Annotated in this window: 32 protein-coding genes; 19 read left to right on the forward strand and 13 right to left on the reverse strand. The window is 28.8% G+C overall.

Translation table 11 applies throughout. The features are described from left to right. Window positions 1–184 precede the first annotated feature (184 nt). Genes ACY2RW_RS01865 through ACY2RW_RS01885 form a run of 5 tightly spaced genes read right to left on the reverse strand, consistent with a single transcriptional unit; the run spans window position 185 to window position 4080 of the window. Entirely contained in the window at window positions 185–1555 is a 1371-nt protein-coding gene (locus ACY2RW_RS01865; RefSeq protein WP_490120997.1) for a TlpA family protein disulfide reductase, read from the reverse strand. Window positions 1556–1607: 52 nt separating this feature from the next. Beyond that, complete coding sequence (tilS, locus tag ACY2RW_RS01870) at window positions 1608–2918, reverse strand: tRNA lysidine(34) synthetase TilS (protein ID WP_490120998.1); 1311 nt, start codon at window positions 2916–2918, stop codon at window positions 1608–1610. 14 nt (window positions 2919–2932) lie between these two features. Then, window positions 2933–3169, reverse strand: a complete 237-nt coding sequence (locus ACY2RW_RS01875) for a hypothetical protein (protein WP_490120999.1) — start codon at window positions 3167–3169, stop codon at window positions 2933–2935. 14 nt (window positions 3170–3183) lie between these two features. After that, window positions 3184–3639 carry a DinB family protein gene (locus ACY2RW_RS01880; protein ID WP_490121000.1) on the reverse strand — a complete coding sequence of 152 codons (456 nt, stop codon included), beginning with the start codon at window positions 3637–3639 and terminating at the stop codon, window positions 3184–3186. Between the two features lie 9 nt (window positions 3640–3648). Beyond that, a complete protein-coding gene (locus ACY2RW_RS01885) occupies window positions 3649–4080 on the reverse strand; it encodes a hypothetical protein (RefSeq protein WP_490121001.1) in 432 nt (143 codons plus the stop codon). A 55-nt stretch (window positions 4081–4135) separates the two neighbouring features. Between ACY2RW_RS01885 and ACY2RW_RS01890 the strand changes: the two genes are divergently transcribed. Further along, complete coding sequence (locus ACY2RW_RS01890) at window positions 4136–4483, forward strand: arsenate reductase family protein (protein ID WP_490121002.1); 348 nt, start codon at window positions 4136–4138, stop codon at window positions 4481–4483. An 84-nt stretch (window positions 4484–4567) separates the two neighbouring features. On the opposite strand, the gene ACY2RW_RS01895 is transcribed toward ACY2RW_RS01890, so the two are convergent. Beyond that, a complete protein-coding gene (locus ACY2RW_RS01895; protein ID WP_490121003.1) occupies window positions 4568–5548 on the reverse strand; it encodes a glycosyltransferase family 4 protein in 981 nt (326 codons plus the stop codon). An 85-nt stretch (window positions 5549–5633) separates the two neighbouring features. After that, window positions 5634–6335, reverse strand: coding sequence for a DUF8457 domain-containing protein (locus ACY2RW_RS01900; protein WP_490121004.1), 702 nt, complete (start codon window positions 6333–6335; stop codon window positions 5634–5636). Between the two features lie 154 nt (window positions 6336–6489). On the opposite strand from ACY2RW_RS01900, the gene ACY2RW_RS01905 reads away from it, so the two are divergent. The 9 genes from ACY2RW_RS01905 (at window position 6490) to ACY2RW_RS01945 (ending at window position 13315) form a co-directional block, all read left to right on the forward strand. Next, the gene (locus tag ACY2RW_RS01905; RefSeq protein WP_490121005.1) at window positions 6490–7158 is read left to right on the forward strand and encodes a thymidine kinase; all 669 of its coding nucleotides are present in this window, start codon (window positions 6490–6492) and stop codon (window positions 7156–7158) included. Window positions 7159–7164: 6 nt separating this feature from the next. Next, window positions 7165–8265, forward strand: a complete 1101-nt coding sequence (gene alr, locus ACY2RW_RS01910) for an alanine racemase (protein WP_490121006.1) — start codon at window positions 7165–7167, stop codon at window positions 8263–8265. A gap of 55 nt (window positions 8266–8320) precedes the next feature. Next, window positions 8321–8728 carry a large conductance mechanosensitive channel protein MscL gene (gene mscL, locus ACY2RW_RS01915; RefSeq protein WP_490121230.1) on the forward strand — a complete coding sequence of 136 codons (408 nt, stop codon included), beginning with the start codon at window positions 8321–8323 and terminating at the stop codon, window positions 8726–8728. Window positions 8729–8826: 98 nt separating this feature from the next. Further along, window positions 8827–9399, forward strand: a complete 573-nt coding sequence (locus ACY2RW_RS01920; protein WP_490121007.1) for an RNA polymerase sigma factor — start codon at window positions 8827–8829, stop codon at window positions 9397–9399. After that, window positions 9396–10160: a zf-HC2 domain-containing protein gene (locus tag ACY2RW_RS01925; RefSeq protein ID WP_490121008.1), complete on the forward strand. Its 765-nt coding sequence runs from the start codon at window positions 9396–9398 to the stop codon at window positions 10158–10160. Before ACY2RW_RS01920 ends, ACY2RW_RS01925 begins: the two co-directional genes overlap by 4 nt. Before the next feature lie 18 nt (window positions 10161–10178). Then, a complete protein-coding gene (locus ACY2RW_RS01930) occupies window positions 10179–10979 on the forward strand; it encodes a DUF4097 family beta strand repeat-containing protein (protein ID WP_490121009.1) in 801 nt (266 codons plus the stop codon). Window positions 10980–11097: 118 nt separating this feature from the next. Next, window positions 11098–11862 carry a DUF4097 family beta strand repeat-containing protein gene (locus tag ACY2RW_RS01935; protein ID WP_490121010.1) on the forward strand — a complete coding sequence of 255 codons (765 nt, stop codon included), beginning with the start codon at window positions 11098–11100 and terminating at the stop codon, window positions 11860–11862. 162 nt (window positions 11863–12024) lie between these two features. Next, window positions 12025–12630 (forward strand): carboxymuconolactone decarboxylase family protein, encoded by a 606-nt coding sequence (locus tag ACY2RW_RS01940; protein WP_490121011.1) that lies wholly within the window; start codon window positions 12025–12027, stop codon window positions 12628–12630. Further along, on the forward strand, window positions 12623–13315 hold the full coding sequence (locus ACY2RW_RS01945; protein WP_490121012.1) for a nitroreductase family protein: 693 nt from the start codon (window positions 12623–12625) through the stop codon (window positions 13313–13315). The genes ACY2RW_RS01940 and ACY2RW_RS01945 overlap by 8 nt, the downstream gene beginning before the upstream one ends. Before the next feature lie 114 nt (window positions 13316–13429). On the opposite strand, the gene aat is transcribed toward ACY2RW_RS01945, so the two are convergent. Continuing rightward, window positions 13430–14083 (reverse strand): leucyl/phenylalanyl-tRNA--protein transferase, encoded by a 654-nt coding sequence (aat, locus tag ACY2RW_RS01950; RefSeq protein WP_490121231.1) that lies wholly within the window; start codon window positions 14081–14083, stop codon window positions 13430–13432. Between the two features lie 115 nt (window positions 14084–14198). On the opposite strand from aat, the gene ACY2RW_RS01955 reads away from it, so the two are divergent. Next, a complete protein-coding gene (locus ACY2RW_RS01955; protein WP_490121013.1) occupies window positions 14199–14828 on the forward strand; it encodes a YqaA family protein in 630 nt (209 codons plus the stop codon). Window positions 14829–14846: 18 nt separating this feature from the next. Beyond that, complete coding sequence (locus ACY2RW_RS01960; protein WP_490121014.1) at window positions 14847–15083, forward strand: DUF1456 family protein; 237 nt, start codon at window positions 14847–14849, stop codon at window positions 15081–15083. 119 nt (window positions 15084–15202) lie between these two features. Here the strand turns inward: ACY2RW_RS01960 and ACY2RW_RS01965 are convergent, their stop codons facing one another. Together ACY2RW_RS01965 and ACY2RW_RS01970 are read right to left on the reverse strand one after the other, a co-directional pair. Further along, entirely contained in the window at window positions 15203–15571 is a 369-nt protein-coding gene (locus ACY2RW_RS01965) for a DUF3127 domain-containing protein (RefSeq protein ID WP_490121015.1), read from the reverse strand. A gap of 13 nt (window positions 15572–15584) precedes the next feature. Beyond that, window positions 15585–16445, reverse strand: a complete 861-nt coding sequence (locus tag ACY2RW_RS01970) for a flavin reductase family protein (protein WP_490121016.1) — start codon at window positions 16443–16445, stop codon at window positions 15585–15587. Window positions 16446–16545: 100 nt separating this feature from the next. Here ACY2RW_RS01970 and ACY2RW_RS01975 point away from each other — a divergent pair, with 100 nt between their 5' ends. Further along, entirely contained in the window at window positions 16546–17694 is a 1149-nt protein-coding gene (locus ACY2RW_RS01975) for a sensor histidine kinase (RefSeq protein ID WP_490121017.1), read from the forward strand. Here the strand turns inward: ACY2RW_RS01975 and ACY2RW_RS01980 are convergent. The 3 genes from ACY2RW_RS01980 to greA all read right to left on the reverse strand — a co-directional run bounded on the left by ACY2RW_RS01980 (window position 17691) and on the right by greA (window position 18876). Further along, window positions 17691–17882, reverse strand: a complete 192-nt coding sequence (locus tag ACY2RW_RS01980; protein WP_490121018.1) for a hypothetical protein — start codon at window positions 17880–17882, stop codon at window positions 17691–17693. The two genes, ACY2RW_RS01975 and ACY2RW_RS01980, sit on opposite strands and share 4 nt — an antisense overlap. A 4-nt stretch (window positions 17883–17886) precedes the next feature. Further along, window positions 17887–18273, reverse strand: coding sequence for an HIT family protein (locus ACY2RW_RS01985; RefSeq protein WP_490121019.1), 387 nt, complete (start codon window positions 18271–18273; stop codon window positions 17887–17889). A 129-nt stretch (window positions 18274–18402) separates the two neighbouring features. Next, window positions 18403–18876, reverse strand: a complete 474-nt coding sequence (greA, locus tag ACY2RW_RS01990) for a transcription elongation factor GreA (protein WP_490121020.1) — start codon at window positions 18874–18876, stop codon at window positions 18403–18405. Window positions 18877–19061: 185 nt separating this feature from the next. Here greA and ACY2RW_RS01995 point away from each other — a divergent pair, with 185 nt between their 5' ends. The 6 genes from ACY2RW_RS01995 to ACY2RW_RS02020 all read left to right on the forward strand — a co-directional run bounded on the left by ACY2RW_RS01995 (window position 19062) and on the right by ACY2RW_RS02020 (window position 25548). After that, window positions 19062–19487, forward strand: coding sequence for a Rieske (2Fe-2S) protein (locus ACY2RW_RS01995; protein ID WP_490121021.1), 426 nt, complete (start codon window positions 19062–19064; stop codon window positions 19485–19487). Window positions 19488–19540: 53 nt separating this feature from the next. After that, entirely contained in the window at window positions 19541–20698 is a 1158-nt protein-coding gene (locus ACY2RW_RS02000; RefSeq protein WP_490121022.1) for a 5-(carboxyamino)imidazole ribonucleotide synthase, read from the forward strand. A gap of 93 nt (window positions 20699–20791) precedes the next feature. Next, on the forward strand, window positions 20792–21718 hold the full coding sequence (locus ACY2RW_RS02005; protein WP_490121023.1) for a virulence RhuM family protein/type II toxin-antitoxin system death-on-curing family toxin: 927 nt from the start codon (window positions 20792–20794) through the stop codon (window positions 21716–21718). 2 nt (window positions 21719–21720) lie between these two features. Next, window positions 21721–22203 (forward strand): 5-(carboxyamino)imidazole ribonucleotide mutase, encoded by a 483-nt coding sequence (gene purE / locus ACY2RW_RS02010; RefSeq protein ID WP_490121024.1) that lies wholly within the window; start codon window positions 21721–21723, stop codon window positions 22201–22203. Between the two features lie 48 nt (window positions 22204–22251). Continuing rightward, entirely contained in the window at window positions 22252–24267 is a 2016-nt protein-coding gene (locus ACY2RW_RS02015) for a M3 family metallopeptidase (RefSeq protein WP_490121232.1), read from the forward strand. Window positions 24268–24330: 63 nt separating this feature from the next. Next, entirely contained in the window at window positions 24331–25548 is a 1218-nt protein-coding gene (locus ACY2RW_RS02020; protein WP_490121025.1) for a carboxypeptidase-like regulatory domain-containing protein, read from the forward strand. The last annotated feature ends 17 nt before the right edge of the window (window positions 25549–25565 follow it).

Consider the following 25565-nt stretch of genomic DNA (forward strand, 5'->3'; position numbering starts at 1 on the left):
AACTCAAATGACAAAGCCTACTTTTTTATCAATAATCGCTCTATTATTTACGAAAACGATATAAATTTTAGTGTTTTTTGATTGAATGTTTATTTTTTATCATAGTTTATTGATTTTGTTTTTATTTAAACCAAAAAACCTTCAGTGTAAAACTGAAGGTTTGTATATACTTAAAATAAACTGTTTATAATTTTAACGATTTTAGTTTTTCTACCAACTTTTTATCAGAAGGTCTTGGTGCATTTGCATTGACAATATTTCCTTGAGGGTCTATTAAAATAAAACGCGGAATTCCTTTTATCATATAATTTTTTACAAAGTTAGATTCCCAGTTATTATCTGCAAATAGTTGTGTACCTCCTAACTCTTTGTCTACAATCATTTTTTTCCATTTTTCATGATCTTTTATTCTATCAATAGAAATGCTTACAAATTCTATATTTTTATCATGAAAATCTTTTTCTACTTTCTTTAAAGAAGGTATTTCTGCAATACAAGGTCCACACCAAGTTGCCCAAACATCTACATAAACGTATTTTCCTTTTAAATCGTCTAAAGACATTTCTCCTCCTGCATTGTTTTCATATCCATTAAATTTAGGAGAAGGGTTTCCTGCTGCCAACGCTTTTAATTTTTTGTAATCTTTTGCTATAATTTTATTATTAGCCTCGTTTGTAGAGTTTTTAGAAAAAATAGCATAATAATCTTCTAAATTTTCTGTGTACGTAATTCCGAATTGAGCATCATCATACAACAGTTTATTTCTAATAATGTCATTTTTTATATTTGCTACGGTTTGTAAATAAGCAATGTCTCTAGCTATAGAGTCTTTTTCTATAATTTTATTAGCTTCTTTTCTATGCAAACTCGAAACAATTCTTCTGTAGTTAGAAGATGATAAAAAGTCTTTTTCATTTTCTAATTCTACAGCATTTAATTCATCAAAAAAACCTTCAGATGCATTAAAACCTTTATCTTTTGCATAGTACCTATGTGCAAATTCATAATCAGACAATGTACTTAAATACTCATAATTTATGTTTCTTAATTCGTCTGCTTTGAAGTTATCTGAAATACCATCTGTCTCTTTTAACAAGTTTTCCTGTGCTGTTTTTCTCTTTGCTAAAGCTGCTAAAAAATCTGCTTCTGTTTTAGAATAAAGTTCTTTAGAACTTTCTTTTTTAATGCTTTTTTTCTTTTGCAAGTAATTGTTTATGCTGCTTCCATTTCCAGAAATAGAAAATGTAGAGTCTAATTTCTTTGCATTATAGTTAATTTGAATTTGATCTCCTTTATTTAAATATAATTTTACTGTATTTCTGTCTTGCCAAAAATAATATTTATTACCGTTTTTAATATGAATGGTATCTGTAAAAGAACCATTTTCATCTAAAACAACTTCGCTTTTCTCACCAGGATTAAATTGATTGTAAAAAGTTAATTTATTTGATTTTGCCTCAGTAATTTTTCCTGAAACAATTGCATAATCTACTTTTTTTTCTGGTACACAAGATGCCAATGCAATGATTGCTATTAAAACCCAAATTTTCTTCATAATTATAGTGTTAATTTAATTTTTTAAAGATACAAAACCTTTTGTAATTGTTTTATATTGAAATTTTTAAGATTGATGTTGATTGTTCTTTTGCTGTAAATCTATTGTCTTGACGCAAACCAACTACCCAAATAATCGTTTTGTTATCGTTGCAAAGCAACCATGTATTTTGTTTTTCTAAAAGTGATAATTTTTCGTCTTTAAAATACTTGCTAAGTTTCTTTTTTCCAGACATTCCTTTAGGATAGAAAAAATCGCCATTTTCCCATTTTCTTAACTTTAAAGGAAAAACCAAAGCATTTTTATCAACATAAATCGTTTGTTTATTTTCTGTTGATTTTTTATGTACTTCTTCTAACTTTAAATGAATAGGTTGTGTGATTTCTGAGGTACTTTCTTTAATTTCAAAAGTTATTTTGAGCGGATTTGAAAAATCTCTTTTAGATAGAATTAAAAACTCTCTATCTTTTAAAAGTACGTGTGTTTTAGAAAAAACTTGTTTCCCAGATTGTGCATTTAATAAACCATAGACATCTTCCCATTCTGTAAAATGATAATCCTTTAAAAGTTGATATACATAAGGTTTAGGGTTTGATAGTTTTAAAATTTCTGCAATGTTTAGTTTTAAAACATCTACTTCTTTTGAAATAATTTTTTTAGAAAGCTGTGCAACTCTATCTTTTACAACCTGTTCACTTTCTTGTAAATGCTTTGCAGTATTACTAAAACTATCTAATAAACTAGGGTTTATTTCTTTTAAAATAGGCACTATTTGATGCCTAATTTTATTCCTGATATATTTTGTAGAAGCATTGCTTTGATCTTCTCTCCAATTGATGTTATTCTTTTTTGCGAAATCTACAATTTCTTCTCTAGAAAATTTTAAAAGCGGACGAACAACGTTTTTATTTATTTCAGGAATACCTGTTAACCCCTCTAAACCTGTACCTCTTGTTAAATTAATTAAAAAAGTTTCTAAATTATCATCTGCATGATGTGCTGTTAAAATAAAATCGAAATTGTGTTTTTCTACAATTTCTTTAAACCAAGAATAACGTAAGTTTCTTGCTGCAATTTGGGTAGATTGCTTGTTTTTTTTTGCAAACTCTATAGTTTTAAAGTGAGTTGTAAATACTTCTAAGTTCAACTTTTCTCCTATTTTTTTTACAAACATTTCATCTAAATCACTTTCTTGGTCTCTTAATTTAAAGTTGCAATGTGCTAAAGAAATTGTAAAATTTAGTTTTAATAAAAGTTGTGTTAAAACCACAGAATCTACTCCTCCAGAAATAGCTACCAACAATTTTTTATCCTTTAAAAAAGGAAAAGTAGCATGTATATGATTTGAGAATTTTTGTAGCATTTGCCTTTAATAAACTATTCTTGTTTTGTTAACCAAACACGAATTTCTTTTCTTAAAGAAACTTCTGGTTTTGGCAAAGGAATGGTTCTACCAAACTGTTTGCTTCTATTAAATTTAGAAAAAGTAATTTTTTGCTGTTTCCATACTTCTGGATACAATTTTAAAAATGCATTAAACATGTTTTGCTCATTTGGTTTTTGGTCTAAACTAGCCAAACATTTGCTAAAAAATACTTCTTTATCAAAATTCATTTAATGCTTAAATTTTATAAAAACTTTTTAATAGATCTTATAATTCCATAATGTATCCCTTCATGAAAATTGTTAAACGGAATCGCATTTTCTATAGAACTTAACACAAAACCTGTACTTGTTGGGTATTCATTATAAGACTCAAAAATCCCTGCATTAAAATCTTCTTCTAAAGTATCTGGCAAACCAATTAACAAATCTTTTACTTCTTCAAACTCTTCTTCTGTAAAAGTTTTTGTTGGCGATGTTCCTTTTCTGTGCGCCTCAATTAAATCGTCTGGACACAAACAATTTAAACCTGATAATTTATAATGCAATAGTTGCTGAGTTACAACCAAATGTGCCACATTCCAAGCTATGTTGTTTTTAAATCCTTCTGGAATTTTATGAATTTGTTCTAAAGACAACCCATCTAATTCTTTTAAAACAAGTTGTCTCGATTTTTTTAAAATATCAAATTGTACTTTCATTTTTTATTTCTATTTAAATTCTTCTTCAAATGAATCATCCCACTTGAAAGCATTTATAATCCACCCTTTATTATTTTTATAATATGTAAATATTAAACGAATTGCACTTTTATTATACTGTACAATATAAGTTTCTCGAATTGCAAAATTAGATATTGTTTCATTTTTTACCTTTAAAAAACCTATAGATTTACCAAATCTATTTTCGATAATATTTATATATTTTATTGTTTTTTCTTGTAAAGCTTCCATTTCATTGTTTGGTAAAGGCCAATAAGGCTTTAAATAACTAAATGCAGAAGAAATTTTATTTTCTTTGAATAAGTTTGAAATTTTTTCTGAGTTTTTTTGAGTTTCAGAAATATCTTTCAAAAATTTAGTTTGAGCAGAAAGCCTAAAACTTAATACCAAAAAAGCAATTAGAACAATTGTTTGTTTCATAGTTTTTATTTGTAATATTAATATGTAATTTTGATGTAAATATAATTTATTAAAAATGAAGAAAGTCTATTTTTTACAAACTTGTGATACCTGTAGAAGAATTCTAAAAGAAGTAAATACAGAAGGTTTTGAGCGTCAGGAAATAAAAGCCAACAATATTACAGTTGCTCAACTAGAAGAAATGTATGAACTTTCTGGGAGTTATGAAGCATTGTTTAACAAGCGTGCAAAATTGTATAAATCTATGGATTTGAAAAATCAGAATCTTTCTGAAGCCGATTATAGACAGTATTTACTAGATGAATACACATTTTTAAAACGCCCTGTTTTTATCGTTAATAACGAAATTTTTATTGGAAATAGCAAAAAAGTTGTTGAGGAGTTAAAACAGAAGATTGGTTAAAAAGTTGCCACGAATTTATAAATTATAAAATACTTCTTTTAAAGTACTCTGTTATTCTTTTAAAAATAGAAATGGCAAATTCAATTAGGATTTGTATAATTTCATTAAATTTTGAGCCTCAGTTTCTGCACTCCAATTTTTTATAATTTCTTCTCTTGCTTGAGTTCCTAATAATGGTAATTCTCCTTTTATTTTTTGTTGAAGCATCATTTCTAACTCAACTACATTTCCTGCTTCAAATAAATATCCATTTTTAGAATGATTAATTAATGAAGAATGCACTCCCACATTTTTAGTCGCAATTACAGAACATCCACAAGCCATGGCTTCTGCAGTTACTAAAGAAAACCCTTCAGAAAAACTCGGAACTACTGCAATTTTTGAAGCTTGATAATAGGAAACAATATCCGAAGTTTCATCTATAAAATACACTTGGTTTTCTATAGAATGTTTTTTTGCAATTGTTTTTAATTCTTCTAAAAAAGCAGGTTTATCAACCTTACCAACAATTACCAATGCCCAATTTTTGTTTTCTTTTAAAATTTTAGAAGCTTCTAACAATACAGTTTGTCCTTTTGCTTTTCTAACTCTTCCTGCACATAAAATGATGTTTTCTTGCGAAATATTTTTTAAAGAGATATTTTCATTAGGAACAAATGTATCAACATTTACTCCATGACCAACAATTGTGTTTTCTATTCCCAAATTATTGCTCATAGATTTTATAAGCGTAACTACTTTGTCTGCACTTTTTAATAATTTTAAGGTAAGATGAGATGGTTGTGATTCTGCATGACGTGTGGCAATCAAGGTAAACTTTGCGCCTAAAGCCCTAAAAACAAGCATTCTAATAATTTCGTTATTTCTATGACAATGCACAACAACTTCTCTCTTTGAAAAAAGTATTTTTTTTAAATTCGTAAAAGAAATGTTGGTTCCTTTTACAGTATTTCCATAAATATAAGTCTCATAATTTTCTTCAAAAAAAGGAAGTACATTTTCAATACTTCTGGTTACTCCAGTTCTACGTTTATGAAAATGTGTATGAATTAAAATAGGCTTCAAGTTTCTGCGAAATTGTTTAAAAGTTTAAAAAGATTTCTCCATAAAGTCGAAATGACAAGTATACGTATTTTTACAAGTACCAAACTTAGGCAAATTTACGCTCTACAATCTCCATAAAACGAGTTTCTAATTCTTCTTGACTAGACCAATCGTAATCTGGTTTTACCATATTTTTAATAAACTTTTTTGCTTCTTTTTCAGAATTATAAGTGTTTAATTGAGAAACAACCCTATTAAAATCTTCTTGACTACCATCAAACAAATTTTTAACAAAAGCAATTCTGTCATTTAAACCAATTTGAATGTTTGTAGACAATTTATCATTTAATGATTTTGCAGCTACAGGTGTATCAAATATATCTGCAATCTCATCAACAGAAATAATATCTTGTAACTCTTCTTCTAAAGATAAATTTTTATTTTCTTCTACCCTAACTACATCACTTTTATCGTTATTGGTGCTAACTTCTGGTGTAAACATCAAATCTTCTATAGCATCAAAAGGTTGCTCTATAATTTCTTCTACTTCAGGTACAGGTTTTACAGCTTCTTTCTGTTCTTCTAATTGGTACACCACTTTTTCATCATCTTCAGAAATGACTTCAACCTCATCTTTCATTTCTTTTAATTCTAATGCTTTTTCAACTTCTGTAATTAATTCTTCTTTTGTTTCTGATGCATTAGGAGTTGTATTTATATATTCTTCAACAAATGCCAACAAAGATAATTTCTCATAAATGGCTTTCGATTTTTCTTTTAAAGCAAAAACATCATTTTTATTCTTCATTTTTAAGATGCTGTGTGCAAGGCTTATTAAATCGTTTTCTAATCTTTTGTGCATAAGTTGTAAGTTGATTTTATTTTTTACTCGTAAATATTCATAAATTTGTTGAAACTCAACATAATATTAAATCTCATTCTAAAACGCCTAAAATTACAAAATGTTTCTTGAAAATACAGTAAATCATACAGAACAATTTGGTTGGATTGAAGTAATTTGCGGCTCTATGTTTTCTGGGAAAACAGAAGAACTTATTAGACGTTTAAAACGTGCACAATTTGCAAAACAACGTGTAGAAATTTTTAAACCTGCTGTAGATGTTCGTTATGATGAAGAAGAAGTAGTTTCTCATAATGACAATAGAATTAGGTCTACACCTGTTCCTGTTGCATCTAACATTAGGTTGCTAGCAAATGATGTTGATGTTGTTGGTATTGATGAAGCACAGTTTTTTGATGATGAAATTGTGGCAGTTTGTAACGATTTGGCAAACAGAGGAATTCGAGTTATTGTAGCTGGTTTAGATATGGATTTTAAAGGAAACCCATTTGGGCCAATGCCAGCATTAATGGCAACTGCAGAATATGTTACAAAAGTTCATGCAGTTTGTACACATACAGGAAACTTAGCACATTATAGTTTTAGAAAAGCACAAAATGATGATTTGGTTTTATTAGGCGAAACCCAAGAATACGAACCTTTAAGTAGAGCTGCTTACTACAAAGCTTTAAAAAATCAACAAAAAGAAAAAAACAATGTCATTTCGAGCGCAGTCGAGAAATCTCAAAAAAATACTGAATCTATTTTAAAAGATTCTGAAACACCTTAAGAATAGATGAATAATAACGTTACAGTTTTAGAAATCGATTCAAGTGCATTATTGCACAACCTAAATTATTTCAAACAAAAATTACAGCCTAAAACTAAAATTTTGGCAGTAGTTAAAGCTTTTGGTTATGGAAGTGATAGTGTACAAATTGCTAAATTTTTAGCAGATAAAGTAGATTATTTTGCTGTTGCTTATGCAGTTGAAGGAATTGCTTTGAGAGAAGCAGGTATTAAATCACAAATTTTAGTGTTGCATCCTCAAATACCTAACTTACAATCGATTATAGATTATAGATTAGAACCTAACCTGTACAATTTTAAAATATTTAATGCTTTTTTAAAATTAGCTGATGAAATTCCGTTAATGAATTACCCAATTCATATAAAATTTAATACAGGGTTAAATAGATTGGGTTTTTGGCATACAGATATTCCTAAAATTATTAGTAGTTTAAAAGAAACCAATCACGTAAAAGTGCAATCTTTATTTTCTCATTTAGCAGCTAGTGAAGATTTAGAAGAGCAAGAATTTACCATTAATCAAATAAATAACTTCGCTTACATCGCTCAACAATTTTATAAACATTTAGGTTACGAACCTATGCTACATATTTTAAATACTTCTGGAGTTGTAAATTATGCCAAAGCTGAATTTGATATGGTAAGAGTAGGGATTGGCTTATATGGTTTTGGAAATGATGAAAAAGAAACTGCACAACTTAAAAACACGCATAATTTAAAATCGATTATTTCTCAAATTCATTTAATAGAACCTGGAGAAACTGTAGGTTACAACAGAGCTTTTGTAGCTAAAAAGCCTACAAAATCTGCTACGATTCCTGTAGGTCATGCAGATGGTTTGTCAAGAAAATTAGGAAATAAAAAAGGGTATGTAATCATCAACAATCAAAAAGCACCCATTATTGGCAATGTTTGTATGGATATGATTATGGTAAACGTAACTAAAATTGATTGTAAAGAAGGTGATGAAGTCATTATTTTTAACACCCAAAATATGATTCAACATATTGCTAATGCATCAGAAACTATTCCTTATGAAACGCTAACTGCTATTTCGCAACGTGTTAAGAAAGTGTTAAAACAATAATTTTTTTACTACATTTGTTTTTAGTATAACTAATAAAAATCAATTAATAATGGGAATGCTTAAAGAATTTAAAGACTTTGCAATGAAGGGAAACCTTGTAGATATTGCAGTAGGTTTTGTTATGGGTGCAGCTTTTAAACAAGTTGTTACTTCTTTTACAGGAGGAATTGTTTCTCCGTTAATCGGATTAATTTTTAACACAGACTTTAAAGATTTAAAATGGGTTGTTAAAGAAGGGGTTGCAGATGATGCAGGAAAAGTAGTTGGTGAAGTTGCAGTTTTATATGGAGATTTCTTAACAAACGTATTGGATTTTATTATTGTTGCTTTTGTAATGTTCTTAATTGTAAAAGGTGTAAATGCCACTAAAAAGAAAGAAGAACCAGCTCCAGAAGCTCCAAAAGGACCAAGTCAAGAAGAATTATTAGAACAAATTAGAGATTTATTAGCTAAGAAAAAATAAATTTCACAATTTATATCTTTCCAAATCCCAAGCAATAGCTTGGGATTTTTTTATTTCTATACTTTTTTAAATTAAAAATGTAACCTTTTTGTAAATTGATGGTTTTAAGAATAGAAACTAACCAAAAACCAACCTTGAAACATTTAACTGACGAAGAACTCATGTTACAAATTGCCAATGGCAAATTAGAATTGTTATCGATTCTATTTGACAGGTATCATGTACGGATTTATAATTTTTTCAATAAAATGGTTCAAAATAAAATGGTTAGTGAAGATTTAACTCAAGATGTTTTTTTAAAAGTTATAAAGTATAAAACTTCTTACAAAAACGGAAATTTTGCAGCTTGGATATATACAATTGCTCGCAATATATTTTCAACTCATTATCAAAAAACAAAAAAAGAACGTTCTAATGTTATTGATGATGATACACTTAAAACTAATGAAACTACAGTTTCTGACAGTAGACAAGAAGAGTTAGATCATTTACAGAAAGCATTGTTAAAGCTATCTAATTCTGATAGAGAATTGATTGTGATGCATCGTTTTCAAGAAATTAAATACGAGCAAATTGCTCAAATTGTAGGCAGCAATGAAAATGCTGTAAAAGTAAAAGTGCATAGAGCATTAAAAAAGTTAAAAGAAATCTATTTTCAAACAGCAGTATGACAAAATGTAACGAAATACAAGAAAAATTATCACAATTTATTGAAGGTGATTTACCAGAAGTTGCAAATTCTGAAGTAAAAAAGCACTTAAAAAACTGTGATGCTTGTCAAAAAGAATTGGAAGAAATCAAATCATTTTTATCAATTTTAAATAAAAATGATTTGGAAATTCCATCTACTAAATTAAAAACAAGTTTCGAAAAAATGTTGGCGCAAGAAATTGAAAACAGCAAACCAAAAGTTGTGCAATTACAGCCAAAACAAGATTGGAAATCATTTTTAAAAGTAGCAGCAAGTGTTGCCATTATTATTAGTGCATTTTTATTTGGAAAACACCAGTCTACAATTACAAAAATTGCCAATGCTAAAGAAGAAAATAAACAAGAAGTGTTAGCTATGTTAGAAAACAATTCTGCAAGCAAACGAATTTTAGCAGTTACCAATGCAGAAGAGTTTACAAAAGACGATTCTAAAATTATTGAAGCCTTAATTAACCGATTATTATTTGATAAAAACGCAAACGTACGTTCTGCTTCTGCAGAAGCTTTGTCTAAATTTTCGAAAGAAATAATTGTTAGAGACGCTCTAATTAAAGCTTTGGTAACAGATAAAAACACATCTGTACAAATAGATTTAATTCAAATTTTAGCCAAAATTCAAGAAAAAAGAGCTATTAAACCAATGGAAAACATACTCGATAACGAAGAAACTCCAGATTTTATTAAACAAGAAATAAAAATTAATTTACCTAATTTATTATAAACAAAACACCTAGAAATTATGAAAAAAATAGTAGCACTTATATTATTAGTTAGCACAATTGCTTCCGCACAAAAAAAAGATTTTAAATACTCTTTAACTGGTATTAACAAAGTCGTTTTAAGTAGCGATTCTAGAATTGTTTTAACATCTAGTAACGCAAATCAGTTAGTAATAGAAGACAATAATGGCAATCACAAAAGAAACAATCGTAATCATTGGCATAAAGAAGATGCTAAAAAAGAAGACAAAAGAAAAGGGCTAACAGCCATTTATCCTGGAGGAAAAGACAATACAGATGGGTTTGGGTTTTCAGTTATAAAAGAAGGAAATGTGTTATATGTATCAGATTTAAAATCTATGCACCAAAGACATGGTATAAAAATAACCTTACCAAAAAATATGAATTTTTCTGTTGATGCTGGTAATTTAGGTTCTATAGACATAGATGGTTTTACTGGTGAAGTGGAAGCTTCTGCAAATGTTGGTAAAATTAAAATGAAAAATGTTACAGGACCAATAACTGTTAATGCCAATGTTGGTAAAGTAGATATCGATTTTAATACCGTAAGTCAGAAATCGCCAATAACAATTAGAACTTCTGTTTCTGAAATAGATGTTGCTTTACCTGGAAATACAAAAGCAGATTTAGAATTAAGAACACAAGGCACTGTGTATACCAATTTCGATTTTGAGGTACCTGCAAAAAAAGGTTTAAAAAATGTTAGTGGCAGAAAAAGCATTGTAAGTAAACTAAACAACGGAGGTGTAAAAATTCTTATTAGATCTTCTATGGGAAACATTTATTTACGTAAAAAGTAAAATTGTCTTATCGAGCGCAGTCGAGATATAATATAATTATCTCAATTAAATAACTCTCGACTGCGCTCGAACAGACATCAAAAACACACTAATTCACACAATTAAAAAATACTAAAAAATGAAAAGATTTCTCTTATTCATAGGATTGTTATTGACTTTTAACAACCTAGCAGCACAAAAAAAAGTAACAGAAAACACCAAAGCAAATGGTATAGAAGATGTATATGTAAATTTAAAGTTTGCAAATAATATTATTGTAAAAAACTGGAGTAAAAATGAAATAGCAGTAGAAGCAACTGTTAACATAGATGACAATAAATACAATGATTATTTCTCTTTAAAAGCCGATAAAATTGGTAATACTTACAAAGTAAAATCTGATTATGGAGATTATTTTAAGAAATACAGAAGCTATTACAGTCATAAACATTCTCATAAAGAAGATAATAAAGAAGATGATAAAGACAATAAAAAAGACGATGATGATTGCCACAGTCATAAACACAGTAATATTGTAAACTACGTAATTTATGTTCCTAAAAAAATGGAACTAAAAATAAAAAGTATTTCTGGAAGTGTTACAGCAGAAGACTATGCAGGAATTTTAAATTTAGATTTAATTAGCGGAAATATTACCGTAAAAAAACACTCAAAAGATATGCGATTAAAAACCATTAGTGGTGATATAGATATTTTTATTTCTGATGCAAAATTTGAAGCTAAAACTTTAACAGGAGGTATTTATTCTGATTTAGATATTGATTTTAATCAAAACAAAAAGAAAAGAACTTATGGTTCTAAAATAGTTGCCACTATTAAAAAAGGAACTGCTTATTTAAAATTAAACACCATTAGCGGAGATATTTACTTACGAAAAATATAACATCAACCTAAACTTTGTTTAAACAACCATTTTCTTTTGAGAGTGGTTGTTTTTGGTTTGGTTTGTTTCTAAACTTTAAAAACGCTAATTTCGTTGTCACAGTTTTAAATTACCAATTAAAACTTGCTACAACATTAACCTTATTTATTAGTTAGAAAACAAATGAGTTGGATAAAAATAATAAATTACGAAAATGCTGAATCTCGATTAAAGAAAATTTATGATCGAGTAAAAGGCCCAAATAATAATGTTGACAATATTTTATTAGTTCATAGTTTAAGACCACATTCTTTAATAGGTCACATGACACTGTATAAAAATGTTTTACATAATTCAAATAACACACTACCCAAATGGTATTTAGAGGCAATTGGAGTTTATGTAAGCCATCTTAACAATTGTGATTATTGTTTTGAACATCACTTTGCAGGCTTTAAAAGAATATATGATAATGATGCTGTATCAGAAAAATTTAAACAAGCTGTTATTGATGACAATCTAGAAAATATTTTTGAAGACAAGTATCTTGCTGGGTGTCATTATGCAAGAGAATTAACTTTAAATCATAACAATATAGTAGAAGAACATATTAATTTATTAAGACAAAAAGGTTTTTCTGACGGAGAAATACTTGAAATTAATCAAGTAGCAAGTTACTTTAATTACGTAAATAGAACAGTTGTTGGTTTAGGAGTAGACACCAAAGGAGATATCATTGGCCTCTCACCAAATAATAGCAACGACCCAAATAATTGGAATCATGAATAAAAAAGAAACATCAATAGTTAAAGGATATGAGCATGTATTTTATAAACCTGCAAACTATCCAGTAGAAGAAATGATAAACCGTAGCAAATCGTATTACGATTGGTTAAATAATAGACGCTCTGTTAGAGAATTTTCTGACAAACCTGTTCCAAAAGAAATTATTGAAAACCTAATACTATCAGCTTCAACAGCGCCTTCTGGTGCACACAAGCAACCTTGGACTTTTTGTGCTATCTCTAATTCAGAATTAAAGTCAAAAATAAGAGAAGCTGCTGAAGCAGAAGAAAAGTTAGGCTATGAAAGTCGCATGAGTGAGCGCTGGAAAAAAGATCTTGCCCATTTAGGAACAGATATGCATAAGCCATTTATAGAAACTGCACCATGGGTTGTTATTGCTTTTAAAAAAGTTTATGAGTTTGATAAAGATGGAACAAAACACAACAACTATTATGTAAACGAATCTGTTGGTATAGCCTGTGGTATGTTTATATCTGCAGTTCAAAACGCAGGATTGGTTACACTAACACATACCCCAAGTCCAATGAATTTTTTAGCAAAAATACTTGGAAGACCCTCTAATGAAAGAGCTTACATATTATTTCCAGTAGGTTATGCCCAAGAAAAAGTTTTTGTACCTAAACTAAATAGAAAAAAAATTGAAGAAATAAGCTGTTTTTTTGAATAGAAAATATTAGTAGACGCTCTATCAATTTTTATTTTTTTTTTAAAAAAGGGTTCAACTCTAAATAAGTTAAACCCTCTTAAATTCTATTTACACAAAATCTTGGACAGTGTTAAATTAATTTTTCAAAATCTCCAAAAACAAACCTCTTCCTATTTCTTTAGCTCCTAAACTTGCCAAATGCTCATTATACACTTGGCAATCTATTAATTTGTAATTTTTGTTTTTAACCAAATGAATAAACGCCATTTTTGAAGCATTAGAAACTTTACTAAACATGCTTTCTCCACAAAAAATATTGTTTATTTCTAAACCATACAAACCACCTACCAATTCCATTTTTTTGTCACTTTGAGCGTAGTCAAAAGGTCTCCAAACCTCAATAGACTTTGCAATTCCTTTTTTGTGTAAGTTAATATAGGCTTGCTCCATATCATCAGTAATCCAAGTACCAAAACCATCTTTTCTATCAATATTTTTGCAGTTATAAATTACTTCTTTAAAAGCTGTGTTTTCTGTAATTATAAACTCATTTTTGTTGATGATTTTTCGCATCGATTTAGAAATTTTTAAATCATCAGCAAACAAAACCATTCTTTTATGTGGGCAATACCAAACAATTGGTTCATCTTCTGAGTACCAAGGAAAAATTCCATTTTTATAGGCACAAATAAGCCTTTCTTCACTTAAATCGCCACCCAAAGCAATAATGCCATCTTTGGTAGTAAAATTATAAGGAGGAAATTCTATTTTTTCTGTAAGCCAAACCATGCTTTTTCTTTGGTATAAATTTACAAATTTCATAAAAAAGCGTTAATCTAAGTTCAATTTTAACTTTATTAATTTAGAAGTGCTTATTTTTGCAACCTTACTAAAAAAATTCTTCTTGAAAAAAAAGCATAAAAAAAGAAAGAAAAACACAGCATTCATAGGCAAAAGACTCCATAATTATTATGGTAGAACTGGTTTTTATGTATTTGTTTGGGAAAGTGTAAAAAAAGCTTTTTTACCCATTGTTTTAGTGGTGGTTGGTTTGTTTTTGTTTAATAGATATGTGTACGATATTAATGAAGGTTTAGAAACCATTACAGAAACCTTTTCTAGATTGGGTATTTTAATTACCTTTTTTATCTCTGAAACTTTATTGGGGTTAATTCCTCCAGAGATATTTATTGCATGGTCTAAAAAAACAGCAGAACCTATTTTAAACTTAACACTTTTAGCAACACTCTCTTATTGTGGTGGTTTAATTTCTTACTTCTTAGGAAGAATGACATTAAAAATAGACGCTGTAAAAAACTATTTAGAAGTTAAAATGGCTGCCAATTTAAAAAACACCAGAAAATGGGGTGGTTTTTTAATCTTAGTTGGGGCATTATTACCTTTACCATTTTCAATTGCATGTTTAGCTGCTGGTATGATTAAATACCCATTTAAAAATGTTGTTTTCTTTGGATTGTTTCGTTTTGCAAGGTTTGCAATTTATGCCTGGGCAATTTTTAAAGTAGTTACTTAAAATTATTAGATTTACAATATGGGATTAACAAACAACGATATTTTTAAAAAATTAAGAGTAGCTCATAAACTACGTGATACAGATATTATAGAAATCTGTGCTTTGGTAGATTTTAAAGTAACAAAAGGAGAATTAGGAGCAATTTTCAGAAAAGAAGATCATCCAAAATATGTAGAATGTGGAGATCAGTTTTTGCGTAACTTTTTAAATGGGTTAATCATTCATTTACGTGGCCCAATGCCTAAAAAGGAGTAAGCAGTATTCAGTATTCAGTATTCAGTATTCAGTATTCAGTATTCAAAAGTAAAAAGAGAGAATTCAAATTATGAATTCTCTCTTTTTATTTATTTTGATTCTAAAATCTAACTTCTATTTTAAAAAGGTAAATCGTCTGGTTCTTCGTTTGAAACATTAGATGCTGGCTGAAACTGATCTACAGGAGGCAAATTGCTTGGAGCTGCTGCTTGACTTAAATTTTCTATTCTCCATCCTACAATAGAATTAAAATATTTAGCTTCTCCTTGAGGATTAATCCACTCCCTTCCTCTTAAATTGATTGAAATTTTAACATCTTGACCAACAGAATAGTTATTTAACAAATCTGTTTTATCTTGATGAAATTCCACACTAATCATTTGCGGATATTGGTCATCTGTAGTAACTACTACATCTCTTTTTCTAAACCCATTTGCACCAAATGTTTGAACGTCTCCTATTAATTTAATTTTTCCAATAACTTCCATAATACTTACTTAACTATTTAATTAAAAGCACTTTCCAAGCACTTTCTACATCATTCTTTTTTAAAAAATCTTGAGCAAATGTATGTTTTTTTGTGGTTTTTATCCCCATAAATTGCGGATGTTCTTTTGCAAAGTTATTAACAGTTTCTGTATCTGGCAATTGCGTTACATTACCTAACATTCCTAAATTATTACCTGTTAAAATAGTACTATTTCTAATTTCTGATGGAATTGCATCTACCCCAATTCCTAAAGTTGTGATTGGTTTCGGAATTTCAAAAAAACCATCTCTTGCTCTTGAATAATAACTACCTCCTGCTCTTGCTACCAAATCAATTTTATGTTGATCTATACTTCCATTTTCATCTAAAACATCTTCAGAAATATGCACTTTTACAACCTCGCAAACTATTAAATTTCCTGCACCTCCTTTATCACCTGTAAAAATTACATCATTTACTTTACACTCAAATTGCACAGGAGATTCTGCCACCCTAAAAGGTTTTATTTTATCTGAAGTTAACATTGTAAAACCTGCTTTTTCGAATTCATTTATACCCTTAGGATATTCTGAACTACTCAAAGACATTTGTTGCACAATAGCATAATTTACAACATTAATTACTACTTCTTTGGTTATCAAAGCATTTTCTAAAGTATGCTTTGTAGTATTATCTCTAACTCTTCTTGCTGGAGAAAAAATTAAAATTGGTGGGTTTGCGCCAAACACATTAAAAAACGAAAATGGCGATAAATTAGGATTTCCATCAGCATCAATAGTGCTTGCAAAAGCAATAGGTCTTGGTGCAATTGCGCCTAATAAATAACTGTGTAATTTTTGAGTTGATATTTTTTTTGGGTCGATACTTAACATAACAAATTAAAACTTTAGAATGTATGTGAAAAATTGTTAGGTAAAGATACTATCAAATCTTTAAACGAGTTATATTGTTGAAACCTTTATATTTGTTTTGATGAATTTTTTAACAAACAGACTTTTATTTAAAAGAATCTCAGTACTAATTTCTTTAGTAATTGTTTCACTAATTTTATGGAACACCTATATTTTCTTTCAAAAATTTAAAAATGAAGAACGTATAAAAATGGAGATTTTAGTAGCTGCTCAAAAAGAAGTTGTGAATAACCCAGATTTGAATGCTAATGTAGATTTGCCTTTAAAAATTTTAGAGAATATAAATAACATTCCTATGATTATGGTAAGCGAAAACGGAGAAATCGAGCATCAACATTTAGATTCTATAAAGTTATTAGATCCTGGTTTTTTAAAATCTGAGTTAGAAAAAATGAAGTCAGAAAATGACCCCATAGAAATCAGTTATAATGGTAAAAACAAGAAATTAATTTATTACAGAAACTCAGATGTTTTAAATAAACTCACCTATTATCCTTTAGCATTAATTTTAATTTTGATATTATTTTTGTCTGTTGTTTATCTTTTTTACAATTCAAATAAAATTGCAGAAACTAATAAGTTATGGACAGGAATGGCTAAAGAAACTGCACATCAAATTGGTACGCCTTTGTCTTCTTTATTAGGTTGGATTGCAATTCTTAAAACCGAAAATGTAGACAAAACTTATGTGAACGAAATTGAAAAAGATGTGGCACGTTTAAACACTATAGCCAACCGTTTTTCTAAAATAGGCTCTATTCCAGAACTAAAAAAACAGAATGTTGTTGCTATTTCTAAACAGGCTTTCGATTATTTAGAATCTCGTAGTTCCAAACAAATCTCTTTTTCTTTTACATCTGCAAATGAAGAAATTTATGCCAACTTAAATACAGAACTTTTTGGTTGGGTAATTGAAAATCTGATTAAAAATGCTATTGATGCAATGTTAAGGAAAGGAGCATTAAAATTAGCTATAGAAAATACTACTAAAAAAGTAAAAATTACAATTTCTGACACAGGAAAAGGGATACCTAAAAAATTATACAAACAAGTTTTTAAACCTGGTTTTACAACAAAAAAACGTGGTTGGGGCTTGGGTTTATCGCTCTCTAAAAGAATTATTGAAGATTACCATAAAGGAAAAATAGCTGTGCAAAAATCGGAAATTGGAAAAGGAACTACTTTTGAGATTTTGTTGGATAAAGTTTAGTTTTTTCTGATTTTTCTAAATTTTACCATTATATAGCCAAAGACTAAACCACTAAGCATCCAAAAAATAAATTTAGTTAATGTAATTTTAAGAGTAATTTTTTCACCATCAATTAAAGGCCAAAAAAATGCCATTGCAATAAACATCCAAATACCCCAACCTAAGCCCAGCTTTATCCATTCTTTCATATTACTAAAATTTTTCTGCAATACTCTCAGCCAAAGCAACAAACTCATCATTGGTTAATTTTTCCTTTTTTACAAATTGCATGTCAGCCATTTCGTTTATCGGAATTAAATGCACATGTACATGAGGTACTTCTAAACCAATAACACTAACTCCAATTCTTTTACAAGGAACCGCTTTTTCTATGGCTTTAGCAACTTTGTATGAGAAATCCATTAAGTCTAAATATTCTTCTTTCCTTAAATCAAAAATCTTGTTTTCTTCTTTCTTAGGCACAACTAATGTGTGTCCTTTTGCATTAGGATTGATATCTAAAAAAGCAATAAAATTATCATTTTCTGCAACTTTATAACTTGGTATTTCTCCAGAAATTATTTTGGTAAATATGCTCATTTGGTTAGTGATTAGTAATTAATAAATATAAAAAAGAATTCGAATTTTAGAGATTCTAAAATCCGAATTTATAAGTGATTCTTGTCATTTAGACTTCATTACATTTCGTTGATAATGACAAATTAACTTTTATCTCGAAATTTCTACAATTTCAAATTTCATAATACCACTTGGCACTTGAATTTCTGCAATTTCTCCAACTTTTTTTCCTAACAAACCTTTTCCAATTGGCGAGTTTACAGATAATTTTCCGTTTCTAACATCGGTTTCAGAATCTGCAACCAATCTGTATTTAAACTCCATTCCGTTTGCAGTATTTTTAATAACCACATTAGAGTGTATCAATATTTTAGAAGTGTCTAATTGAGATTCATCTAAAATTCTTGCATTAGCAATTACGTTCTTTAATTTTGCAATTTTAAACTCTAAATGAGATTGTTCTTCTTTTGCTGCATGATATTCTGCATTTTCACTTAAATCTCCTTTATCTCTTGCATCTGCAATTTCTTGTGTTACTCTTGGACGTTCTACTTGCTCCAATTCTACCAATTCATCTTTCAATTTTTTCAATCCTTCTGCTGAATAATAAGATATATCGCTCATTTTTTGCTGTTTTAAAATTCTTCCTTATTTTTTGATAAATAATCAAAAAAATTCACTTTCATCAATAAAAAACCTTTTACAATTTTAAATTAAAAATCCCATTACCTAAATAGGAATGAGATTAGATTACAAATGTACAAAATATTTGTAAATTGCAATCGTTATTATTCAAACGAATCATTAGCATGATAAAAAAAACACTTCTTTTATTTACTTTTTTAGGATTTTTAAATTGCTCAAATAATGATAATTTAGGGGGATGTATTAGAACTTTGCCTGTTAATATTACAAACGATTTAAATAATCCTCAATTAATAAATGTGTTAGTTCCTGGAGGTTTTGCAGAATTATCTGGTGGTTCTAAAGGAATTCTTTTACTAAATGTAAACGGAAGTGAATTTGTTGCTTATGATAAATTATGTCCTGCTAATGATTGTAACAAACCTATGACTTTTGAAAGGGGAATTGTATTAAAATGCCAATGTGATGATAGTGAATATGGAGTTGGAAAAGGTATTGGAGGAGCCCCTCAAACAAGTGGTTTTTTTTGTCCTGCTATAGAATATAGGGTCATTAAAAATGGAAGTGTAATTCGAATCACAAATTTTTAATAGTATACTTTATCTAAGTTGTGTATTTTTGCTAAAACACAACAACTTTTACAGTGAAAAATTACTTTTCTTCAGATTTTAAATTAGGCGTTTTAGGTGGTGGTCAATTAGGGCGCATGTTATTGGCAGAAACTCAAAAACTCGATATTCATACCTCTATTTTAGACAATAACAAAAATGCACCTTGTGCAGAAATTTGCAACACTTTTGTTGTTGGAGATTTATTAGATTTTGATGCGGTTTACAAGTTTGGAAAAACGGTAGATTTACTAACTATAGAAATAGAAAACGTAAATTTAGATGCGTTAGATAAGTTGGAAGCAGAAGGTTTAACGATTTATCCAAAACCAAAAGATTTAAGAATTATTCAAAGTAAAGCTAGGCAAAAAAACTTTTATGTAGATCATCAAATTCCTACAGCAGCATTTTCTCATTATGCATACTTAGAAGAACTAAAACATTCTTACGAAAATAACATTATAGATTTTCCTTTTGTATGGAAAGCTGCACGTTTTGGCTATGATGGAAATGGAGTTAAAATTGTTAGAAATATAGATGATTTAAACAGTTTACCAAAAGTAGAATGTATTACAGAAAAACTCATTCCTTTTAAAAATGAATTGGCTGTAATTGTAGCAAGAAATGCAGATGGTGCAACAACAACTTATCCTGTTGTAGAAATGGAATTTCATCCAGAAGCCAACCAAGTAGAATATGTTATTTGTCCTGCAAGAATACACTCTCAAGTAGCAGAAAAAGCAAGAGAAATTGCTTTAAAAGTAGTAAGTGATTTAGATTTTATAGGCTTATTGGCTGTAGAAATGTTTCAAACTACAGATGACAAAATCTTAGTAAACGAAGTGGCTCCAAGACCACACAATTCTGGGCATTATTCCATAGAAGCAAGTTACACCAATCAATTTGAACAACATTTAAGAAGTATTTTAAACCTTCCTTTAGGAAATACAGATAGCAAAGTTGCAGGAATTATGGTAAATTTAGTGGGTGAAGAAGGTTTTTCTGGTGATGTTGTTTATGAAAATATAGAAGACATTTTAAAAATTGATGGAGTTACACCTCACATTTATGGGAAGAAAGAAACACGTCCTTTTAGAAAGATGGGACATGTTACTATTGTAAACCCTGATATTGATAAAGCAAGAGAAATAGCTCAAAAAGTTAAAGAAAATATTAGAGTTATTTCTGAATAAAACTTGAATTTGTACAAAAAACCCACATGTCTCATTTATTAAACAAGTATTTTTTAGTAGTTAATTTTAAAAAAATAAATACCACAGTATAATATGCAGGATATAATTATTTATAAAACAAATAGTAATTCTGTAGAAGTTAAAATACAATTTGATGGAGACACGTTATGGCTTTCTCAGTCTGAAATATCACTATTATTTGAGAGAGATCAATCTGTTATTTCAAGACATGTTAACAACATTTTTAAAGAAGGTGAACTTGATAAAAAAAGCAATATGCAAAAAATGCATATTGCAAATTCAGACAAACCAGTTACTTTTTACAATTTAGACGTTATAATTTCTGTCGGTTACAGAGTTAACTCAAAAAAAGGAACTCAATTTAGAATTTGGGCTACAAACGTATTAAAAGAAAATCTTACAAAGGGATATTCTGTAAACGAAAAGCGTTTAGAACAACTCCAAAAAACGATTCAGCTCGTACAAAGAACATCAAAATTAACGAGTGACACAGAAGGTCTGATTGATGTTTTATCTGATTATTCTTCAGCATTAGATATTTTAGATAAGTTTGACCATCAGTCTTTAACTAAAGATAGAGTAAATAATACTGTTTCTTATCAAATAGATTATAAAGAGGCAAAAAAAGCTATTGAAAAGTTAAAAATAAAATTTGGGGGCTCTAATTTATTCGGAAACGAAAAAGACCAATCCTTTAAAAGCTCAATTGCAACAATAGACCAAACATTTAATGGTGTAGAATTGTACAAAAGTATCGAAGAGAAAGCCGCAAATTTATTATATTTTGTAGTTAAAAATCATTCGTTTACAGATGGGAATAAACGTATTGCTGCATGGTTATTTGTTTGGTATTTAAATAAAAACAAATATTTGTATAAAGATAATAACGCTAAAAGGATAGAAAATAATACTTTAGTTGCACTAACTTTAATGATTGCAGAAAGCAATCCAAATGAAAAAGAAATGATGATAAATGTTATTATTAACTTAATAAATTAGAAATGGTAGGAATAATAATGGGAAGCGATTCAGATCTTCCAATAATGCAAGAAGCAATAGATATTTTAGAGAGTTTTGATATTCAAATAGAGGTAGATATTGTTTCTGCTCACAGAACTCCAGAAAAATTAGTAGACTATTCTAAAAACGCACATTTACGAGGTATAAAAGTAATTATTGCTGGTGCAGGTGGTGCTGCACATTTACCAGGAATGGTAGCTTCTATGAGTCCATTGCCAGTAATTGGAGTTCCAGTAAAAAGTAGAAATTCTATAGATGGTTGGGATTCTGTTTTATCTATTTTACAAATGCCTGGAGGCGTTCCTGTTGCTACTGTTGCTTTAGATGGTGCAAAAAATGCAGGTATTTTAGCAGCGCAAATTATTGGTGCTTCAGATAAATGCGTTTTAGATAAAATTATAGCTTACAAAGAAGGGTTAAAATTGAAGGTAGAAAAAGCAGCAAAAAAAATTCAAAATTCTTAGATCAAACATTAAAATTAACTTAAATGTTAAATATTGAATACCCAAAACATGAATCCACTTTTACAAAATTTTGATACAGCTCCATTTTCTAAAATTACTAATGCACATTATAAACCTGCAATTAAAAAGGGCATAGAGCTAGCCAAAACAGAAATAGACATTATTGTTAAAAATGATGAAAAACCAACTTTTGAAAACACCACAGTTGCTTTAGATTTTACAGGAGAAAAACTAAACAGAATTACATCTATTTTTTTCAATTTAAATTCTGCTGAAACCAATGATGAAATTCAAAAAATTGCACAAGAAGTTTCTCCTTGGTTAAGTGAGTTTAGAAATGATATTACTTTAAACGAAGAATTATTTAAAAGAGTAAAATTTGTTTTTGAGGATAGAAAAAATTTAGATTTATCTTCTGAGCAAAAAATGCTTTTAGAAAAACAATATAAAAGCTTTGCTAGAAATGGGGCAAATTTAAATGACTCTGACAAAGCAGAATTAAGAAAAATAGACGCACAACTCTCTAAATTATCATTACAATTTGGTGAAAATGTATTGGCAGAAACCAATGCTTTTGAATTGCATTTAACGAATGAAAAAGATTTATCTGGTTTGCCAGAATCTGCTAAAGAGGCTGCACATCAATTAGCAAAAGAAAAAGGTAAAGAAGGGTGGGTTTTTACCTTAGATTACCCAAGCTACATTCCTTTTATGACCTATGCAGACCATAGAGAATTACGTAAAAAAATGGCAATTGCTGCTGGTAAAAAAGGGTTTCAAGACAATAAAAACAATAACGAACAAATTGTTTTAAACATTGTAAATCTGCGCCATAAAAGAGCAAACCTGTTAGGTTATAAAACACATGCTCATTTTGTTTTGGAAGAAAGAATGGCAGAAACTCCTGAGAAAGTAATCGATTTTTCGAATGAACTATTAGAAAAAGCAAAACCTGCTGCAGAAAGAGAATTTAAAAATTTAGAAAATTATGCTAAAAAATTAGATGGAATAGATCAACTCCAAAAATGGGATGGTGCATATTATTCAGAAAAATTAAAAAAAGAAATTTTTGATTTAGACCAAGAATTGCTAAAACCCTATTTTCAATTAGAAAATGTAATTGATGGTGTTTTTGAAATTGCAAATCGTCTTTTTGACTTACATTTTGAAGAAGTTTTTACAATTGACACCTATCATGAAGATGTAAAAACGTATAACGTAACTGATAATAATGGCAATTTTATTGCTGTTTTTTATGCTGATTTTCATCCAAGAGCTGGCAAAAGAAATGGTGCTTGGATGACTTCTAACAAACCGCAACAAATTAAGAACGGAATTAACGAAAGACCTCATGTTTCTATTGTTTGTAATTTTACAAAACCTACAAATACAAAACCTTCTCTACTTACTTTTAATGAAGTAACTACGTTGTTTCATGAATTTGGCCATGCTTTACATGGAATGCTAGCAAACACTACTTATAACAGTTTGTCTGGAACTTCGGTTTCTTGGGATTTTGTAGAATTGCCAAGTCAAGTTTTAGAAAATTGGTGCTATGAAAAAGAAGCTTTAGAACTATTTGCCAAACATTATAAAACTGGTGAAATTATTCCAATGAAATATGTAGAAAAGATTAAAGAATCTGCCAGTTTTCATGAAGGGATGCAAACTTTAAGACAACTAAGTTTTGGTTTGTTAGATATGAGTTGGCATTCTAAAAACCCTTCAGAAATTACCTCTATTAAAGAATTTGAAAATGAAGCTTTTGCAAACACCAAATTATACCCAGATGTTGCAGAAAATGTAATGAGCACTGCTTTTTCTCATATTTTTCAAGGTGGATATTCTGCTGGTTATTACTCTTACAAATGGGCAGAAGTTTTAGATGCAGATGCTTTTGAGTATTTCTTAGAGAAAGGAATTTTTAACAAAGAAGTAGCTACCAAATTTAAAGATTATGTGCTCTCTAAAGGAGGCACAGAAAAACCGATGAAATTGTACAAAAAATTTAGAGGTGCAAAACCAAAACCAGATGCACTTTTAAAACGCGCTGGTTTGTTATAATTTCTTGCAACGAATTAACAAAAAGTTTTATAAAATTGATTTTTCATTTGTTATTTTTAACCAGTGAAAAATCAATTTTTATTTTTATTTATTTTTTGTGCGCAGTTTATTTTTTCTCAAATAAATATAAAAGGTACTGTATATGATAAAAATGAACCTTTAGAAGGTGCTGCTGTATATATTAACAATACAATGTTAGGCACTACAACAGATAATAAAGGTCAGTTTTCTTTACCTGTTAAAGAAGGAAAATATCAACTAATTGTATCTTTTTTAGGTTTTAAAACCATAAATTACAATCTAAACACCAAAATCTACAAAAAACCATTAACCTTTGCTTTATTAGAAGATGAAAATGTTTTGGATGAAATCATTATCAAAAAAACGATTTATGATGATGAATGGAAATACAATTTACAAAGATTTGAACAAGAATTTATTGGCAGAACAGAACTAGCAAAAGATTGTAAAATTTTAAATCCAAAAGTAATTCATTTTGAATACAATGCAAAAGAAAACATTTTAACTGCCTACCCAAGAAAACCTTTAAAAATAATGCACAAAGGCTTGGGCTATTTAATTACCTACGATTTAATCGATTTTCAAATTAACAAAAATTACGTTTCTTATTTAGGTTATTCTAGATATGAAAATTTAAAAGGAAACAAAAGAAAACAAAAACGTTGGAAAGAAAATAGATTAAAAGCTTACAATGGCTCAGCTATTCACTTTTTAAAATCTGCGATACAGAATAAAATTTACAAAGAAGGATTTATCGTAAATCAATTTAAAAGAGTGCCTAACCCAGAAAGACCTTCTGAAGAGACAATTAAAAAAGCAAGGCAACTGGTTAGATTGTCTAAATCTAGGGTTAATTTTTCAAAAAATATTACAGTGCCTCAAAATGCTTTAGATTCTGCAATTGTTGTATTAAGAAAAGTACGTTTACCAAAGTTTAAAGATTATTTATACAAATCTAAAATATTGCAAACCGATATTATTTCTCTAAAAGATAGTATTCCTTATTTAGATTTTGAACACAACATTTCTGTAGTGTACACGAAAGAAAAAGAAGAAAATGGGTTTATTTTAAGAAATGCATTTAGCAAACCAAGAAAAGCATTATACCAAACATCGAGTATTATTCCATTAAAAAGACCTTCTGCCATAAGCAAAGATGGTGTGCTTCATAGTCCTTTAGATGTATATTATGAAGGATATTGGTCTTATGAAAAATTTGGAAATGCTTTACCTTTAGATTATATTCCGAAAGAAAAATAGTTCGTAAATTTATCAGT

This window comes from Polaribacter sp. 2305UL8-11 (assembly GCF_058147165.1).

Coding starts and splice junctions, on each gene's coding strand:
- ACY2RW_RS01865 (WP_490120997.1), bottom strand. CDS start 1,555: ATGAAGAAAATTTGGGTTTTAATAGCAATCATTGCATTGGCATCTTGT.
- tilS (WP_490120998.1), bottom strand. CDS start 2,918: ATGCTACAAAAATTCTCAAATCATATACATGCTACTTTTCCTTTTTTA.
- ACY2RW_RS01875 (WP_490120999.1), bottom strand. CDS start 3,169: ATGAATTTTGATAAAGAAGTATTTTTTAGCAAATGTTTGGCTAGTTTA.
- ACY2RW_RS01880 (WP_490121000.1), bottom strand. CDS start 3,639: ATGAAAGTACAATTTGATATTTTAAAAAAATCGAGACAACTTGTTTTA.
- ACY2RW_RS01885 (WP_490121001.1), bottom strand. CDS start 4,080: ATGAAACAAACAATTGTTCTAATTGCTTTTTTGGTATTAAGTTTTAGG.
- ACY2RW_RS01890 (WP_490121002.1), top strand. CDS start 4,136: ATGAAGAAAGTCTATTTTTTACAAACTTGTGATACCTGTAGAAGAATT.
- ACY2RW_RS01900 (WP_490121004.1), bottom strand. CDS start 6,335: ATGAAGAATAAAAATGATGTTTTTGCTTTAAAAGAAAAATCGAAAGCC.
- ACY2RW_RS01905 (WP_490121005.1), top strand. CDS start 6,490: ATGTTTCTTGAAAATACAGTAAATCATACAGAACAATTTGGTTGGATT.
- alr (WP_490121006.1), top strand. CDS start 7,165: ATGAATAATAACGTTACAGTTTTAGAAATCGATTCAAGTGCATTATTG.
- mscL (WP_490121230.1), top strand. CDS start 8,321: ATGCTTAAAGAATTTAAAGACTTTGCAATGAAGGGAAACCTTGTAGAT.
- ACY2RW_RS01920 (WP_490121007.1), top strand. CDS start 8,827: ATGGTTTTAAGAATAGAAACTAACCAAAAACCAACCTTGAAACATTTA.
- ACY2RW_RS01925 (WP_490121008.1), top strand. CDS start 9,396: ATGACAAAATGTAACGAAATACAAGAAAAATTATCACAATTTATTGAA.
- ACY2RW_RS01930 (WP_490121009.1), top strand. CDS start 10,179: ATGAAAAAAATAGTAGCACTTATATTATTAGTTAGCACAATTGCTTCC.
- ACY2RW_RS01935 (WP_490121010.1), top strand. CDS start 11,098: ATGAAAAGATTTCTCTTATTCATAGGATTGTTATTGACTTTTAACAAC.
- ACY2RW_RS01940 (WP_490121011.1), top strand. CDS start 12,025: ATGAGTTGGATAAAAATAATAAATTACGAAAATGCTGAATCTCGATTA.
- ACY2RW_RS01945 (WP_490121012.1), top strand. CDS start 12,623: ATGAATAAAAAAGAAACATCAATAGTTAAAGGATATGAGCATGTATTT.
- aat (WP_490121231.1), bottom strand. CDS start 14,083: ATGGTTTGGCTTACAGAAAAAATAGAATTTCCTCCTTATAATTTTACT.
- ACY2RW_RS01960 (WP_490121014.1), top strand. CDS start 14,847: ATGGGATTAACAAACAACGATATTTTTAAAAAATTAAGAGTAGCTCAT.
- ACY2RW_RS01965 (WP_490121015.1), bottom strand. CDS start 15,571: ATGGAAGTTATTGGAAAAATTAAATTAATAGGAGACGTTCAAACATTT.
- ACY2RW_RS01970 (WP_490121016.1), bottom strand. CDS start 16,445: ATGTTAAGTATCGACCCAAAAAAAATATCAACTCAAAAATTACACAGT.
- ACY2RW_RS01975 (WP_490121017.1), top strand. CDS start 16,546: ATGAATTTTTTAACAAACAGACTTTTATTTAAAAGAATCTCAGTACTA.
- ACY2RW_RS01980 (WP_490121018.1), bottom strand. CDS start 17,882: ATGAAAGAATGGATAAAGCTGGGCTTAGGTTGGGGTATTTGGATGTTT.
- ACY2RW_RS01985 (WP_490121019.1), bottom strand. CDS start 18,273: ATGAGCATATTTACCAAAATAATTTCTGGAGAAATACCAAGTTATAAA.
- greA (WP_490121020.1), bottom strand. CDS start 18,876: ATGAGCGATATATCTTATTATTCAGCAGAAGGATTGAAAAAATTGAAA.
- ACY2RW_RS01995 (WP_490121021.1), top strand. CDS start 19,062: ATGATAAAAAAAACACTTCTTTTATTTACTTTTTTAGGATTTTTAAAT.
- ACY2RW_RS02005 (WP_490121023.1), top strand. CDS start 20,792: ATGCAGGATATAATTATTTATAAAACAAATAGTAATTCTGTAGAAGTT.
- purE (WP_490121024.1), top strand. CDS start 21,721: ATGGTAGGAATAATAATGGGAAGCGATTCAGATCTTCCAATAATGCAA.
- ACY2RW_RS02015 (WP_490121232.1), top strand. CDS start 22,252: ATGAATCCACTTTTACAAAATTTTGATACAGCTCCATTTTCTAAAATT.